The sequence below is a fragment of the Sphingomonas sp. genome, from assembly GCF_019242355.1.
Classification (GTDB): domain Bacteria; phylum Pseudomonadota; class Alphaproteobacteria; order Sphingomonadales; family Sphingomonadaceae; genus Sphingomicrobium.
In genome coordinates this window covers 1-15,430 of the sequence record NZ_JAFAVR010000136.1, presented here as the reverse complement: position 1 = coordinate 15,430, position 15,430 = coordinate 1, and the positions used below count along the sequence as shown (strand labels likewise).

Here is a 15,430-nt window from a genome sequence, read left to right as displayed (position 1 = left end):
GATCGAGATGACGATGATCATCCACTTGCGGCGGGCATCGGCGAGTTCCGGCGCCGGGTCGGCGACCGGCTGGCGACGCGAGTTGATGGCGATGATGCCGAACATCAGCGGGGTTATGCCGAACACCGGCGTGTCGATGAACTTGCGCCACCAACCGAACGCGCTGCCGACGTAGAGGACATCGACAGCGATGGCGACGAGGATCAGGACGACGCCGGCCCATTGCACCGCGTCGAACGGCCACGACGGCGGCCCGTTCGGGCGCTCGCCGGCGTAAGGGTCGAAGCTGTGCTCGCGATAGCCGCTCATCGCGACGTTGCCCCGTGGCTGGCGCTGTCGAGCTCGGCCTGGCTCGGGTGGTAATCGAGGCCGCCGAGCGCATGGGTGCCGAGGATGATGGCGACGGCGAGGAGCAGGACGGCGCCCTGGCTGTCGCGGCGGCCCGCGCTGCTGTTGCTGTCGGTCATCGGCACCCGCCGCGTGTAGAACCACAGGCCCGCGCCCAGGAGGACGATGGCGATCGCCAGCTCGACCAGCCGGCCGCTGTTGAGCGCGGGAAGGCTCATGCCGGTGGACGCCCGAGGGCGGCGGCGGCGTCGAGCCGGGCGGCATAGGCCTCGATCGCCGCGGCGGTGTGGCCGACATAGGCGCGCGCGTCGTCGAAGCGGCGCTGCTCGATGCCTTCGCGGACTCCGGGCAAGGTCTTGGCGCCGTAGCCGGTCAGCGTGCCGGGCGCGTAGACCATGTTGCGGTACCAGGGGCGGCTCGGCAGGCCGACGGGATCGAGCAGCAGCTGGTCGATGCTGGCAAGCTCGGCGGTGATTTGCGCCTGGGTCGCGGGCGGCAGGCGGTCGATGCGGCCGAGCACGGAGTCGGCGGCTGCGGCGGCGCGCTTCAGGTGGTCGGACGCGTTCTGCAGCGGCAGCATGTCGATGAGCGGCGTGACGCCCTTGTCGACGGGCGCAACGACCGGATCGGTCGGCGAGGCGGCGAGCGTGAACACCTTGTCACGGCGAAGGTCGGCGAGGGTGCGGTCGCGCTCGCGCTGGCTGGCGGCGAGGGTCATCACCTGGTCGACATAGCGGCCGACCTGCGCGGCGAAGTCGGAATAGCGCGCGGGCACCCGCGGCGCGTCGGCAACGCGAAGCACGATCCGGCCGACCAGCTTCGACAATGCAGCGCCGTAGAGCAGGCCGGGATCGTCGAAATGGGTGACGTGATAATAGCTGTCGTAGACCGAATGGTAGCTTCCGCCCGATTGGTCCTCGCCGCCGAAGCCGAGGTTCAGCGAGGCGATTCCGAGATGCTGGAGGAAGGCGCTGTAGTCGGAGCCGGAGCCGAGCGCGCCCAGCGGCAGCTCGCCGCCGGACCTGGCGGCCTCGACAAGCTCGGGCGAGCTGCGGGCGGGCGCGACATATTGCGCGGCAAGGATTGCGGCCCGGCCGCGCTCGGCGGTCGGGACACCGGTGCGCGGGTCGAGGACGTCGTTCGCCGCCTGGTTGACGAGATGCTGAAGCTCGCCGCTGCCCTCGGCGCCGAGGAAGCCACGGCCATTATTGTCCGTGTTGACGTAGAGGAGCGCCTTGCGCTGAAGCTCGGCAGCATGCGTCTCGGCCCATTCGGTCGAGCCCAGCAGGCCCGGCTCCTCGCCGTCCCAGCTTGCGTAGACGATGGTCCGCGCGGGGCGCCAACCCTGACGGTAGAGCTGTCCAAGCGCCTTGGCTTCGGACATCAGCGCGACCTGGCCAGTAAGCGGATCGGACGCGCCGAACACCCAGGCGTCGTGGTGGTTGCCGCGAACGATCCACTGATCGGGGTAGACCGAGCCGCGCATGACCGCGATCACGTCGTAGACCGGCTTCAGCGACCAGTCGGACCTGACGGCGAGGTGAACCTTCACCGCGTCGCTTCCGCCCCAGTGGTAGGCGAGGCCGAGACCGCCGCGCTCGGCGCCGGTCACCAACGGGCCATCGAGCTGGGCAATGATCTTCGCTGCGTCGCCATAGGAAATGGGAAGCGCCGGGATCTTGAGGATGGTGGTCGCGGTCTGGCGAGTCAGGCGGTGCGCCGAGGCGGTCGCTCCGATCCCCGGGGTCAGCGGGTCGCCTGGGTATTGGGTCATGTCCTGAACCGACCCACGCTGGACACCGGCTTCGGGCCGGCCGCCGCCGCGCGGATAGGGATCGGCCTCGGCATAGCTGTCGTCGGCGGGGTCGGAATAGATGAGGCAGCCGACCGCGCCATGCTCCTGCGCCAGGCGAGGCTTGAGGCCGCGCCAGCCGGAGCCGTAGCGGGCGAGCACGATCTTGCCCCGGACGCTGATCCCGCGCTGTTCGAGCGCGTCATAATCGTCGGGCATGCCGTAATTGACATAGACGACCGGCGCGGTGACGTCGCCATCGCCCTGGTAGGCGACATAGGGAGGAAGCGCGCCGGCGGTGTTCTGCGACGACGGATCGGCGGCGATCGCCGGCTCCTGCCCGCCGAGGATGACGCGCTGCGGAGTCACCATTTCCACAGTGGTTGAAATCGGTGTCGGGTAAAGGACGTCGAAGCGCTCGATATGCGCGTCCCAGCCCCATTGCCTGAACAGCGCCAGCTGCATGTCGGCATTGGCCTTGTCGTGGGGCGAGCCGACCTGGTTGGGCGCGGACGACATGTCCTGCAGCCAGCGCATCTGGTCGGCCGTGCTGATCATCGCGTCGAAGCTCTTCTCGAGCGTCTGCGGGTCGCCCGCCACGGGCTGCGCGGCCGCGGTGCCCGCAACCAGCGCGAGGGCGAGTGCAGCGAGACTGACGGACGGGCGAATGATCATCTCTTGAGGAACTCCGAACCGATGGCGAGCGTCACGATAGTCGCGACAAGGTCGAGCGCGACGAGGCCGAGCACGACGGCCCCGGCGCCTTTGGCGATATTGCGGGCGCGCGCCCTCACTTGTCCCGCCGCTTCTTCAGCCAGGACGAGCCCGAGGTGAGGAAGACGAGCAGACAGCCGCCGAGCACGACGAAGGACCCGAGCGCTACTGACATGCGAGGCACTCGTCATAGTCGGTGCTTGCGCCGAGCTGGATTTCCTTGAGCTCGGGCGTGTTGTCGGCCTCGACGCCGCCGGCGAAACCGGCGCGCTGCACCGACTTGGAGCGAAGGTAATAGAGCGACTTGATGCCCTGCTCCCAGGCGCGGAAATGGAGCATCATCAGGTCCCACTTGTCGACGTCGGCCGGGATGAACAGGTTCAGCGATTGCGCCTGGTCAATGAACGGCGTGCGGTCCGCGGCAAGCTCGAGCAGCCAGCGCTGGTCGATCTCGAAGCTGGTCTTGTAGGTGTCCTTTTCCTCCTGCGTCAGGAAGTCGAGGTGCTGGACGGACCCGCCCTGCTCGAGGATCGAGTTCCAGACGTTGGCGCTGTCCTTGGATTTCTCCTGAAGCAGCTTCTCGAGATACGGATTCTTGATCGAGAAAGAGCCCGACAGCGTCTTGTGGGTGTAGATGTTGGCCGGGATCGGCTCGATGCAGGCGGAGGTGCCGCCGGCGATGATCGAGATCGACGCGGTCGGCGCGATCGCCATCTTGCAGCTGAAGCGCTCCATGACGCCCATGTCGGCGGCGTCGGGGCACGGCCCGCGCTCCTTGGCGAGCATCATCGAGGCCTGGTCGACCTGGGCGCGGATGTGCTTGAAGATTCGGAGGTTCCAAGACTTCGCCATCGCGCCTTCGAACGGAAGGCCGCGCGCCTGCAGGAAGGAGTGGAAGCCCATGACTCCGAGGCCGACGGAGCGCTCGCGCTCGGCGCTGTACTTGGCGCGCGCCATCTCGTCCGGCGCGCGGGCGATATAGTCGCTGAGCACGTTGTCGAGGAAGCGCATGACGTCCTCGATGAACTGCTTGTCGCCGTTCCACTCGTCCCACGTTTCGAGGTTGAGCGAGCTGAGGCAGCAAACGGCGGTGCGGTCGGCGCCGAGATGGTCCTTGCCCGTCGGCAGCGTGATCTCGCTGCACAGGTTCGAGGTCGTGACCTTGAGGCCGAGGTCGCGGTGGTGCTTGGGCATCGACCGGTTCACCTGGTCGATGAAGATGATGTAGGGCTCGCCGGTTGCGAGGCGGGTCTCGACCAGCTTCTGGAACAGCGAGCGCGCGTCGACGCTGCCGCGAACACTCTGGTCCTTGGGGCTGCGCAGCGCGAACTCGGCGCCCTCGCGGACGGCTTCCATGAACTCGTCGGTGATGAGCACGCCGTGGTGGAGGTTCAGCGCCTTGCGGTTGAAGTCGCCCGACGGCTTGCGGATCTCGAGGAACTCCTCGATCTCGGGGTGCGAGATGTCGAGATAGCAGGCGGCCGAACCGCGGCGGAGCGAGCCTTGGCTGATCGCCAGCGTGAGGCTGTCCATCACTCGAACGAACGGGATGATGCCGCTAGTCTTGCCGTTGAGGCCTACCGGCTCGCCGATGCCGCGCACCCGGCCCCAATAAGTGCCGATGCCGCCGCCCTTGGACGCCAGCCAGACATTCTCGTTCCAGGTGCCGACAATGCCTTCGAGGCTGTCGGACACGCTGTTCAAATAGCAGCTGATCGGCAGGCCGCGGCCGGTTCCACCGTTGGACAGCACGGGCGTCGCCGGCATGAACCACAGCCTGGAGATGTAGTCATAGACGCGCTGCGCGTGCTCGGCGTCGTCCGAGTAAGCGGCAGCAACGCGCGCGAACAGGTCCTGATAGCCCTCGCCCGGAAGCAGGTAGCGGTCGCGCAGCGTGTCCTTGCCGAACTCGGTCAGGAGGTCGTCCCGCCTGGCGTCGGTGACGACGTCGAAGCGAGGCGCGTCGACCCGCTTGCTGCCCGTCGCGGGCGCCGCCGCATCGTCCGAGGGAACCTGTGAGCCGGTTGAAAAATCCATTGCGCTTCCCCGTCCTAGTGCAGCCTATTTAAGGCCGTTTGTTCCCCAAACGTTCGACTCGGAGTCCTACTGCTTTCCGAGTCTCTTGTCGCGCATCCGGAGGCTTTTCCCAGCCGCCCGCCTGTGGAAAGCGGGGACGAGTCCGCCCGTCACCGGAATATAGTGATTCCGGCGCAGAACACCAGTAATTGAGTATCACCCCCTGTGCGCTACCATCTATTGTGCCTTAACCGGCGGCAGACGCAAGCGGGTAAATTGCGGCTGAACCAGAATCCTGTGGATTTGCACGCGCACCGCGGCCGGATCCTCGAGCGCAAGCTGCGCTATGATCCTGACAGGCCGGTCGGCTCGGCCTATATGCGGTCTATGCGACCAAGGGCGGTACCGACGGCTCACCGCGCCTTCATGGCGGCGCTGATGGCGGTGGCGCTTGCGCTGCGGCTGCTGAGCCCGGCGGGATTCATGCCCGCGTTCGACCATGGCGCAGTGACGATCGTGGCCTGTCCCGACGCGGAACCCGCGGCGCCGATGTCGATGGCGCACCATCACCATCAGCACGGCGACAAGGCGCACCAGCAGCCCTGCCCCTATGCGGCAGCGTCCTCAACCGGGCCGCTGCCCCGGACTTCGCCGGCCTTGCTCCCGACCCCGATCTCCCCCGCGGCGCTGCCCGCGGCGGCGCTCGTCCAGACCCCCCCCGCCGGCCAGCATCGTGAGCGGCCACCCGCGACCGGACCGCCTGCCGTCCCCGCCTGAGCCGCAACCCGCGAACCATTCAGGCGCCCCACCGAGGGCGCAAGGGAATAAGTACATGTATCGAATGATCCGAAGGAACGCGCCTGCCGCGCTCGCAGCCGCGTTCCTGGCGAGCGCGGCACAGCCGGCATATGCCTGCGCCAGCTGTGGCTGCACGCTGACCGCCGACTGGCTGAGCCAGGGCCTCGCCGCGCAGCCGGGCACCACCCTGTCGCTGCGTTATGACTTCGTCCCGCAAACGACCCTTCAGTCCGGCACGCGCAAGGTGGACTTCGGCGCCATCGCGCTGCCGTCCGACCGCGAGATCGAGCGCTACACCTATAACCATAGCCTGACCGCGACGCTGGACCACCAGTTCGCCAATGACTGGGGCATCGACGTGCAGCTGCCGCTGCTCACCCGGCCGCACAATACCTTCGCCGAGGATACGACCGAGCCGAGCTATTCCGACACGCGAGGGATCGGCGACATGCGAGTGGTCGGGCGATGGCAGGGGCTGTCGAGACCGGGAAGCGTCACCGGGATCGAGGCCGGCGTGGTGCTTCCGACCGGCAAGTTCCGGCAGACTTTCAAATCCGGGCCCGAACAAGGGGACGAGGTCGATCGCGGGCTGCAACCTGGCACGGGCACGGTGCAGGCCGTTCTCGGCGGCTATCATCTGGGGCCGGTGACTCCGGAGCTCGGCTATTTCGTCCAAGTGACCGGGCAGAAGGCGATCGACGAGCGGGCCGGATATCGGCCGGGAAGTTTCGTCCAGGCGTCGGCGGCGCTGAACCTTACCCGTTGGCGCAATGTCACGCCGCAGCTGCAGATCAGCTACCGTCACACCTGGCGCGATAGCGGGCGGGCGGCGGACCGACCGAATAGCGGCGGCGACCAGGTGAACCTCGCTCCGGGCTTGTCGGCGAAGCTCGGCAGCCGGGCGGTCGGCTTCGCTTATGCCGAGGTCCCGATCCATAATCGGGTGAACGGCTACCAGCTGGTGCCGAAGGCGAAGCTGTCAGCGGGGGTGCTGTTCCACCTCTAGCGGTGGGTAAGCAGCGGCGTGACGATCCGGTCGAGCGTCGCTGCGTCCACCATGCTCCGGCCGTTCGCCTTGCTCTCAAAGACGAGGTGACCCGAGCCGTCGTAGACGCGGGTGACGGGGATCGCGGAGGGGATGTCGCGCCGCGGCATCCGAACATCGTCGATCCGCGCGACGGGGAAGGCGAAGCGTTCGGTGGCGGACTTGAGCTTTGCACTGGAAACGCCGTCGTCGATCGACACGGCGAGCATCGCCAGGCCCTGTGCGCGGTGCGACCGATAGTAAGCGTCGAGGACGGGCATCTCGAGCCGGCAGGGGGCGCACCAGGTTGCCCAGTAATGGACGATGGTTACGCGGCCGGTTGCGTCGAAGGATGCGCCATCGAGCGTCTTCGCCGCCTGGAAGGGTGCGGCCGCCGCGCCGGCGGGACTGGCGGCGAGCAAGGCGAGAATCAGGAGACGTCCAAGCACGCATTTACTCCGTTCGGACGTGCGTTAGAGTTCGACGACGCGCGAGTGAAGGGGGACCTGCGATGAGGGGATGGATCGGACTGGCGGGGCTGCTTCTGTCAGCCCAGGCGACGGCGGGGAATTACAAGATCGTGCTCGACCGGCCCGCGAACGGGCGGCTGCTGACCGGGCACATGGGGCTGCAGGCGGCCGACGAGCGGACACAGGACACGCTGGTCCGGGTTGTCGCGCCCGGCAACACGGTCGATGTGCGCGGCACCGTCCGGGTACTCGTGATGAACCTTGGCCCGCGCGCCTTCACCTTCGGGCCGGAGCAGGTGACGCTGCGGCTCGGCAATGGGACCGTGCTGAACCCGGTGCCGATGGAGGAGTTCGAGAAACGCAAGGATGTCGTTGAGCAGACGACCGGACGCGCACGCGCGATCGATCTTGGCAATCGCAACACCATCGCGACCCTGGGCAGCGGCGGCGGCGGCGGTTCTGATGCAGGCGCACCGGGGATGCCGCAATCGCTGCCGACCGGGACAACCGCCGACACGGCCGGCCAGGACTTTCAATCGGACTCCGACCTCCTGCCGGGCTCGGAGACGCTCAATGCGATCTACCAGCTATTGATTCCGCTCAACGTCGGGCCGCAGCAGGCGTGGGGCGGCTATTATGTGTTCGACGTACCCAAGGCGGTTCAACGAGCGCGCGCCGACCAGCCGCTGACGATCGACGTCCGCACCGGCGACGAAGTTCACCGCTTCACGGGCGCGCTGCACTGGCGGTCCTGATCAGGCCTGGCGGGCTTCGGGCGGCGGAGCGATGACTCGAAGCGCGGCCTTGCGGATGCGGTAGTCGAGCGGCGGCTCGGCCCGAACCACTTCGCCGTCGAGCGAGACGGCAAGCTGGCTGCGGCGACTCTCGACCCGCAGGCGCTGGACATTGTCGAGCATCACCATGTCGTCGCCCCGGGCACGGTTGAACAGGGCGCGGACGCTCGCAGCGATCAGGCCGCGCCGCGTCTTCTTGCGCATCACGAACACGCTCAATTCGCCGTCGTCGAGGCTCTCGCGCTGGCCGGGCGCCGCGATGTCGAGGCGGTAGTCGTTGTTGCCGACGAACAGCAGGGGTGTGTCGACGCGCGCCTTTTCGTCGTTGACGGTCAGAGTCAGCCGCTCGTGGTTGAAGCGGGCCAGCGTGCGCGCGGAGGCGACGATCATTGCAAGGCGCTTGCTTCGGCCGTGGCGCTTTTGCTGCACGTCGCGGTCGCGGACCATCAGCGGATAGAGGCCGATGGCGCTGTTGTTGATGAAGATCCGGCCGTTCATCTCGGCAACGTCGACGCGGCGCTCGTGGCCGGTGGCGATGAGCTTGGCGGCGTCCTCGATCTCGGTCGGAATGCCGAGGTCGCGGGCGAAATGGTTGAGGGTGCCGAGCGGAAGCACGCCGAGTCGGGTTTTCGAGCCGACGAGAGCTGAAGCCGCGGCGCTGATCGAACCGTCGCCGCCGCCGACGATGACCAGCTCGTCGCCGCGATCGGCGATCGCCTTGGCGCGGACCTCGCAGTCGCCGCCGTCGATCAGCTCGATCTTCGCGTCGATCCCGGCGGCTTTCAGCGCCGCCTCGACCTGTTCGGGAATCTTCGGATTGGCGGCGATGGTCCCGCCACCGCGGTTGAGGAGGACGCTGACACTCATGCAGTGGAGCTATAGTGATCGGCGGACCGCGTCACCCCTACCCGGTCCGGGCTGGCCGAGAACGCTCGGAATTGGCAGAGAGGAGGGATGCCAGTCCAAACCGTAGCCATGCTCACCGCGGGCGGCCTTGCGCCCTGCCTTTCCTCCGCCGTCGGCGGGCTGATCGAACGTTACACCGAGGTCGCGCCGGACGTTCGCATCATCGCGTATCGCAACGGTTATGCCGGGCTCCTGACCGGCGACAGCGTCAAGGTGACGGAGCAGGTTCGCGCGAACGCGCACCGCCTGCACGCTTTCGGCGGCACCCCGATCGGCAACAGCCGGGTGAAGCTCACCAACGTCAAGGATTGCGTCAAGCGCGGGCTGGTGAGCGAGGGCCAGGACCCGCTGCACGTCGCCGCCGAGCAGTTGAGCCGCGACGGCGTCGACGTCCTCCACACGATCGGCGGCGACGATACCAACGGCACCGCCGCCGACCTTGCGGCTTACCTCAAGGGCAACGGCTACGAGCTGACCGTCGTCGGGTTGCCCAAGACGATCGACAATGACGTCATCCCGATCCGGCAGTCGCTCGGCGCCTGGACCGCCGCCGAGCAGGGCGCGCTTTATGCCCGCAACATCATCGCCGAGCATTCGTCGAACCCGCGGATGCTGGTCGTCCATGAAGTGATGGGGCGCAACTGCGGTTGGCTGACCGCGGCGACGGCGTTGGCGCATCACCGCTGGGTGAGGGACGCCGAGTTCGCCGAGTGGGAGGAGAACAGCGCCGGCCGCTGGGACGTCCACGGCGTATTCGTGCCCGAGCGGCCGTTCGATATCGGCGAGGAAGCGACGCGGCTGCGCGCGATCATGGACAGGAACGACAACGTCAACCTGTTCATCTCCGAAGGTGCGGGCGTCAGCGAGATCGTCGCCGCGATGGAGGCAGCCGGCGACGAAGTGCCGCGCGATCCGTTCGGCCATGTCCAGCTCGACAAGATCAACCCCGGCCAGTGGTTCGCGAAGCAGTTCGCAAGCGCGCTCGGCGCGGACAAGGTGCTGGTGCAGAAGAGCGGCTACTTCTCGCGCTCGGCAGCGGCCAACGCCGCCGACCTGGCGCTGATCAGCCGGTGCACCAACTATGCGGTAGACGCGGCGATGCGCGGGGAGTCGGGCGTCGTCGGCCAGGACGAAGACCGCGGCGACGAGCTCCGCGCGATCGAGTTCGACCGGATCGCCGGGGGGAAGAAGTTCGACGTGTCGACGCCGTGGTTTGTCGAGTTGCTACGGGAGATCGGGCAGGAGTGAGGCGTTTGCGCGGTCTCACTCCACCTTCGTCATCCCGGCCTTGAGCCGGGACCTGCCTGATCCTTAGCTCACGCGATGGAAAAGAATCCTTGCGTCTACATCCTCGCGAAATCGTCGCACGGCACGCTCTACACTGGAGTCACGTCGGACCTGCCAACGCGCATCTGGCAACATCGGGAAGGCTTGGTGCGGGGATTCACGCAGCAATACGGAATCAAGCGCCTCGTCTGGTTCGAGCCGCACGAGACAATGGAAGCCGCCATCCAGCGCGAGAAGCGGATCAAGCGCTGGCTGCGCGCTTGGAAATACGCGCTCATTCATGACAGCAACCCGACCTGGCGCGACCTCGCTGAAGACTTCGGATTTCCTCCCCTGTCACTGAAGTGAAGGCAGGTCCCGGCTCAAGGCCGGGATGACGAGTTCGCCTCTTGTCCGATTCCGTGGATGCCCCGAATTGCCGCCGCCACGCTGACACCCCATATCCAACGCAATGGCCATTCAAATTCGCACTTCCCTTGCCGAGCCCGAGACCGGGGAGGCCTTCGTTCCGCACAAGCCGGCTCGGCCGGAGAAGGCGGAAGGGGGCAAGCTGTTCAAGCTGGCGTCGGATTATGAGGCGGCGGGGGACCAGCCGACGGCGATCCGAGAGCTGACCGAACAGGCGCGGGACGGCGAGAAGAGCCAGGTGCTGCTTGGCGTCACCGGGTCGGGCAAGACCTTCACCATGGCGAAGGTCATCGAGACGCTGCAGCGCCCGGCCCTGGTCATGGCGCCGAACAAGATCCTCGCCGCCCAGCTTTACGGCGAGTTCAAGAGCTACTTCCCCGACAATGCGGTCGAGTTCTTCGTCAGTTACTACGATTACTACCAGCCCGAGGCCTATGTGCCGCGGTCCGATACCTACATCGAGAAGGAAAGCTCGGTGAACGAGGCGATCGACCGGATGCGCCATTCGGCGACGCGGTCGCTTCTGGAGCGCGACGACGTGATCATCGTCGCGTCGGTTTCGTGCCTCTACGGCATCGGTTCGGTCGAGACTTACTCGGCGATGGTGTTCAGCCTGAAGAAGGGCGGCGTCGAGGACCAGCGCGAGGTGATCCGCAAGCTGGTCGCTCTGCAGTACAGACGCAACGACGCCGGTTTCGCGCGCGGCAATTTCCGGGTGCGCGGGGACAGTTTGGAAATCTTCCCGTCGCACTATGAGGACACCGCGTGGCGGATCAGCTTCTTCGGCGACGAGATCGAGGCGATCACCGAGTTCGACCCGCTGACCGGCAAGACGGTCGCGAGCCTCGACAGCATCAAGGTCTATGCGAACTCGCATTATGTGACGCCGGGCCCGACGCTGAAGCAGGCGATGGAGGCGATCAAGCATGAGCTGGCCGAGCGCCTGAAGGAGCTGGTGGCGGAAGGGCGGCTGCTGGAGGCGCAAAGGCTGGAGCAGCGGACCAACTTCGACCTCGAGATGATCGCGGCGACTGGGAGTTGCGCCGGAATCGAGAATTACTCGCGATTCCTGACCGGGCGCCTGCCCGGCGAGCCGCCGCCGACCTTGTTCGAATATCTGCCCGACAACGCTTTGCTGTTCATCGACGAGAGCCACCAGACGGTGCCGCAGATCGGCGCGATGGCGCGCGGCGACCACCGGCGGAAGATCACGCTGGCGGAGTACGGCTTCCGCCTTCCGAGCTGCATCGACAACCGGCCGCTGCGCTTCAACGAATGGGACGCAATGCGGCCGCAGACGACCTTCGTGTCGGCGACGCCAGGCCCGTGGGAAATGAACGAGACCGGCGGTGTCTTCTCCGAGCAGGTCATTCGTCCGACCGGGCTCATCGACCCGCCGGTGGAAATCAAGCCGGTCGAGGACCAGGTCGACGATCTCGTCAACGAGGCGAAGAAGACGGCGCGAGCGGGTTACCGGACGCTGGTCACAACGCTGACCAAGCGGATGGCCGAAGATCTGACCGAGTACCTGCACGAGGCGGGGCTGAAGGTCCGCTACATGCACTCCGACGTCGAGACGCTGGAGCGCATCGAGCTGATCCGCGAGCTCCGGCTGGGCGTGTATGACGTGCTGGTCGGGATCAATTTGCTGCGCGAGGGCTTAGACATTCCCGAATGCGGATTGGTCGCGATCCTCGATGCCGACAAGGAAGGATTCCTGCGGTCCGAGACGTCGCTGATCCAGACGATCGGCCGCGCCGCGCGCAACGTCGAGGGACGCGTCATCCTCTATGCCGACACGGTGACCGGATCGATGGAGCGCGCGCTCGCCGAGACCGGCCGCCGGCGCGAGAAGCAGCTGGCGTACAATGTCGAGCACGGCATCACGCCGGAGACGATCAAGCGGCAGATCCACGATGTGATGGCCCACCTGGCGACCCGCGACGGCGTCGTGGTCGAGACCGGCGACGAGGAGCGCCCGCACCTCGTTGGGCACAACCTCAAGGCATACATCGCCGACCTCGAGGAGCGGATGCGCAAAGCCGCCGCCGACCTGGAATTCGAGGAAGCCGCGCGCCTTCGCGACGAGATTCGGCGGCTCGAGGAAGACGACCTGGGAATCCCCCAGCCCGACCGCGTTGCGCCGCGCCCGCTCGGCAATTCGTCAGAGGGCAAGCCGGGGACGCGCAAGGGCCGCTACGGAAAGCAAAGCCGGTTCGGGAGGAGCCGCGGGCGGGGATGAGCCCTGCGTAAAGTGAGCAGCGATTTCGTGTTCCAGGCCGGTGGTTGAAGTCGCGCAGCGCCGCTGAACGTCAGCCGGGCCTCGTGTGAGGCTGACCGCTGCGAGCACTGAAACCGAATCTTAAACGCAGTCGCGCGACACTCGCGCGCCATGATCCCGATGCGCACCAGCACGATCTTCAAGAACCGGTGGATGGCGCTCATCTGGGCTGCCGGAATCCTGTGGGGGGCCTATGACGTTGCTGCGGAGCAGCCGCAGGGCAAGCCTGGCGACGGCAATGTGGCGGCCAGAAATGACGACGCGAACTCGACCGGCCCCGACGCACCAACCGACGCGACCGGCGCGCCGATCTCTCGCGAGGACCAGCAGAAGCTCGCCGACGCCATCAACGGGCTTTAATCGCCGGCCGTTCAGGGTGCCGGTGTTTCGATTCGCTCAATGTGCCAGTGGCGCTGGGCCTCGGTCGAGCCCGGCACGTCGTTGACCCGACGCAGGATGAGGTTGAGCGAGCGGTCGTCGCGCCGGCCGTTCAGGCTGCCAGTCAGGTGCATGGGGACAGTGATGTAGATCGAGCCGGCGGCGCCTTCCTGATGCTCGGCCGCGCCGATGGTTGCATGGAGGCCCGACCATGACGCGAACTGGCGGTCGAAGTCGGCGCGCGGCGGCGCTGCCGGGCCCATCAGCATATAGGCCTCGTCGAAGCGGCCGCGGTTCACGAGGTCGGCGAATCCACGCGCGATATCTTCCGCCGCCTCGCTGCTCTTCGGGTCGATCGCGGGCCTCTGCGCCGGTCGCAGCGGCGTCGTACGGTCCGCCGGCGGCACCGGCACGGGCTGCCTGGAGGCGGTCACCCATCCCTGCCGCGATCCGGCCGCCGGCACGGAAACGGTGCCGTTGTCCTGAGCTGCCGGTTGCGGGCGGCCACAGCCACCGAGCGTAACGACGGTGGCGGCGATGGCGAGTTGTCCCAGTCTCATGCGGCTCCTCCAGCGAACGGAACCGCTGTTGGCTCGATTCGTTCGTTTCGCCACAATAACTTCTGAACAGGGAGAGCTTCCATGGCCGATGATCGCGATGATGTTGACCGCACGACCGTGGTCGAGACCGGGAACGGTGGCGGGGGTGGCGGCGTGATTGCCGTCGTGCTGCTGATCATCGTCGTCCTGGTGTTGCTGTTCGTATTCCGCAGCCAGCTCGGCCTGGGCGGACATTCGACCAACATCAGCGTTCCCAACTCGATCGACGTCAACGTCAAGAACACCTGATCACGAAGGAACGAGTGGACGGGCCGCGAGTCCCCGTCCGCGATCGGGCGCGGTTCCACGCGGGGCCGCGCCCGTTACTTGTTGGCGACGTTTGAGTTTCCGCGGGCAAGGCATTAACCGGCGCGAATGACCGACGCGCTTTCCTACCAGACAGGTTTCGGCGGGCATTTCGAGACGGAAGCCGTCGTGGGCGCCCTGCCCAGGGGCCGCAACGCGCCGCAACGCCCGGCGTTCGGGCTCTATACCGAGCAATTGTCGGGCAGCTCCTTCACTTCGCCGCGCCACGAGAACCGGCGCAGCTGGCTGTACCGAATGCGGCCGACCGCCGACCACCGCCCGTTCGAGCGCTACGAAGGCGCGCGGCTGTTCGCGCCCGGCACCGTCAAGGAGCCGCTGCCGCCGAACCGCCTGCGCTGGGATCCGCCCGCCGACCTGCCCGAAGGCGCGGATTTCGTCGATGGGATGGTGACGATGCTTGCCAACCGGCACCCCCAGGACCTCGAGGGAGTCGCCGTGCATCTGTATCGAGCGAGCCGGTCGATGGTGCGGCGGGTATTCGTCGACGCCGACGGCGAGCTGCTGATCATCCCGCAAACGGGCGAGCTGCGCATTGCGACCGAGCTCGGGCGAATGGATGTCGCCCCGGGATCGATCGCGCTCGTCCCGCGCGGGGTCCGGTTCCGGGTCGAGGTGGAGGGCGAAGCGCGCGGATATGTCGCGGAGAACCATGGCCTGCCGCTCCGGTTGCCGGAACTCGGGCCGCTCGGCGCCAATGGCCTTGCCAGCGCGCGCGACTTCGAGAGTCCGGTCGCCTGGTTCGAGGACAGGGACGAACCGACCGAAGTGATCCAGAAATCGCTGGGCAGCCTGTGGACGACAACTCTCGACCATTCGCCGCTGGACGTCGTCGCCTGGCACGGGAATTACGCGCCGTGCCGGTATGACCTGTCGCGGTTCAACACAATCGGCACGATCAGCTTCGACCATCCCGATCCGTCCATCTTCACCGTGCTGACCAGCCCCAGCAATGTGCCCGGCCGCGCGAACGCCGACTTCGTGATCTTCCCGCCGCGCTGGATGGTTGCCGAGGACACGTTCCGCCCACCGTGGTTTCACCGCAACGTGATGAGCGAAGCCATGGGCCTGGTGCACGGCGCCTATGACGCCAAGGCGGACGGCTTCGCGCCGGGCGGCCTGTCGCTGCACAATCTGATGAGCGGCCATGGCCCTGATGTCGAAAGCTGGCGCAAGGCGAGCGAGGCGGAATTGAGGCCGGTGAAGATCGAAGGGACGCTCGCTTTCATGGTTGAGACCTGCTGGCCCTATTTGCCCACGCAATGGGCATTGGAGCGTTCGCAGCCCGATT

The 15,430-nt window shown here is 66.8% G+C and carries 17 protein-coding genes; 9 read left to right on the top strand and 8 right to left on the bottom strand.

Annotated features, from left to right (window positions below):
• The 5 genes from JOZ79_RS06520 to JOZ79_RS06500 form a co-directional block, all read right to left on the bottom strand.
• A partial coding sequence (locus tag JOZ79_RS06520) for a hypothetical protein (protein WP_294072211.1) occupies positions 1-309 on the bottom strand: 309 nt, incomplete at its 3' end.
• Complete coding sequence (locus JOZ79_RS06515) at positions 306-566, bottom strand: hypothetical protein (protein WP_294072209.1); 261 nt, start codon at positions 564-566, stop codon at positions 306-308. The genes JOZ79_RS06520 and JOZ79_RS06515, both read right to left, overlap by 4 nt.
• Positions 563-2,815: a transferrin receptor-like dimerization domain-containing protein gene (locus JOZ79_RS06510; protein WP_294072208.1), complete on the bottom strand. Its 2,253-nt coding sequence runs from the start codon at positions 2,813-2,815 to the stop codon at positions 563-565. The genes JOZ79_RS06515 and JOZ79_RS06510 overlap by 4 nt, the downstream gene beginning before the upstream one ends.
• Positions 2,812-2,934, bottom strand: coding sequence for a hypothetical protein (locus tag JOZ79_RS06505; protein ID WP_294072206.1), 123 nt, complete (start codon positions 2,932-2,934; stop codon positions 2,812-2,814). The genes JOZ79_RS06510 and JOZ79_RS06505 overlap by 4 nt, the downstream gene beginning before the upstream one ends.
• Positions 2,935-3,019: 85 nt before the next feature.
• Positions 3,020-4,891 carry a ribonucleoside-diphosphate reductase subunit alpha gene (locus tag JOZ79_RS06500; protein ID WP_294072205.1) on the bottom strand — a complete coding sequence of 624 codons (1,872 nt, stop codon included), beginning with the start codon at positions 4,889-4,891 and terminating at the stop codon, positions 3,020-3,022.
• A 276-nt stretch (positions 4,892-5,167) separates the two neighbouring features.
• Here JOZ79_RS06500 and JOZ79_RS06495 point away from each other — a divergent pair, with 276 nt between their 5' ends.
• Both JOZ79_RS06495 and JOZ79_RS06490 read left to right on the top strand, forming a co-directional pair.
• A complete protein-coding gene (locus tag JOZ79_RS06495) occupies positions 5,168-5,647 on the top strand; it encodes a hypothetical protein (RefSeq protein WP_294072204.1) in 480 nt (159 codons plus the stop codon).
• Between the two features lie 64 nt (positions 5,648-5,711).
• Entirely contained in the window at positions 5,712-6,674 is a 963-nt protein-coding gene (locus JOZ79_RS06490; RefSeq protein ID WP_294072203.1) for a hypothetical protein, read from the top strand.
• Here the strand turns inward: JOZ79_RS06490 and JOZ79_RS06485 are convergent.
• Complete coding sequence (locus JOZ79_RS06485) at positions 6,671-7,141, bottom strand: TlpA disulfide reductase family protein (protein WP_294072201.1); 471 nt, start codon at positions 7,139-7,141, stop codon at positions 6,671-6,673. The genes JOZ79_RS06490 and JOZ79_RS06485 overlap by 4 nt on opposite strands.
• Positions 7,142-7,203: 62 nt before the next feature.
• Between JOZ79_RS06485 and JOZ79_RS06480 the strand changes: the two genes are divergently transcribed.
• Positions 7,204-7,917: a hypothetical protein gene (locus tag JOZ79_RS06480; protein WP_294072200.1), complete on the top strand. Its 714-nt coding sequence runs from the start codon at positions 7,204-7,206 to the stop codon at positions 7,915-7,917.
• Here JOZ79_RS06480 and JOZ79_RS06475 read toward each other — a convergent pair whose 3' ends face one another.
• Positions 7,918-8,823 carry a diacylglycerol kinase family protein gene (locus tag JOZ79_RS06475; RefSeq protein ID WP_294072199.1) on the bottom strand — a complete coding sequence of 302 codons (906 nt, stop codon included), beginning with the start codon at positions 8,821-8,823 and terminating at the stop codon, positions 7,918-7,920.
• An 87-nt stretch (positions 8,824-8,910) separates the two neighbouring features.
• On the opposite strand from JOZ79_RS06475, the gene JOZ79_RS06470 reads away from it, so the two are divergent.
• The 4 genes from JOZ79_RS06470 to JOZ79_RS06455 all read left to right on the top strand — a co-directional run bounded on the left by JOZ79_RS06470 (position 8,911) and on the right by JOZ79_RS06455 (position 13,198).
• Positions 8,911-10,110 carry a pyrophosphate--fructose-6-phosphate 1-phosphotransferase gene (locus tag JOZ79_RS06470; RefSeq protein ID WP_294072198.1) on the top strand — a complete coding sequence of 400 codons (1,200 nt, stop codon included), beginning with the start codon at positions 8,911-8,913 and terminating at the stop codon, positions 10,108-10,110.
• Positions 10,111-10,185: 75 nt separating this feature from the next.
• Entirely contained in the window at positions 10,186-10,497 is a 312-nt protein-coding gene (locus tag JOZ79_RS06465; RefSeq protein ID WP_294072197.1) for a GIY-YIG nuclease family protein, read from the top strand.
• 103 nt (positions 10,498-10,600) lie between these two features.
• Complete coding sequence (uvrB, locus tag JOZ79_RS06460; RefSeq protein ID WP_294072196.1) at positions 10,601-12,799, top strand: excinuclease ABC subunit UvrB; 2,199 nt, start codon at positions 10,601-10,603, stop codon at positions 12,797-12,799.
• A 159-nt stretch (positions 12,800-12,958) separates the two neighbouring features.
• The gene (locus JOZ79_RS06455; RefSeq protein WP_294072195.1) at positions 12,959-13,198 is read left to right on the top strand and encodes a hypothetical protein; all 240 of its coding nucleotides are present in this window, start codon (positions 12,959-12,961) and stop codon (positions 13,196-13,198) included.
• 11 nt (positions 13,199-13,209) lie between these two features.
• Here JOZ79_RS06455 and JOZ79_RS06450 read toward each other — a convergent pair whose 3' ends face one another.
• On the bottom strand, positions 13,210-13,776 hold the full coding sequence (locus JOZ79_RS06450; protein WP_294072194.1) for a hypothetical protein: 567 nt from the start codon (positions 13,774-13,776) through the stop codon (positions 13,210-13,212).
• An 81-nt stretch (positions 13,777-13,857) separates the two neighbouring features.
• Between JOZ79_RS06450 and JOZ79_RS06445 the strand changes: the two genes are divergently transcribed.
• A complete protein-coding gene (locus JOZ79_RS06445; protein WP_294072192.1) occupies positions 13,858-14,064 on the top strand; it encodes a hypothetical protein in 207 nt (68 codons plus the stop codon).
• Between the two features lie 126 nt (positions 14,065-14,190).
• Positions 14,191-15,430, top strand: a 1,240-nt coding sequence (hmgA, locus tag JOZ79_RS06440; protein WP_294072191.1) for a homogentisate 1,2-dioxygenase, incomplete at its 3' end; no start/stop codon positions are given.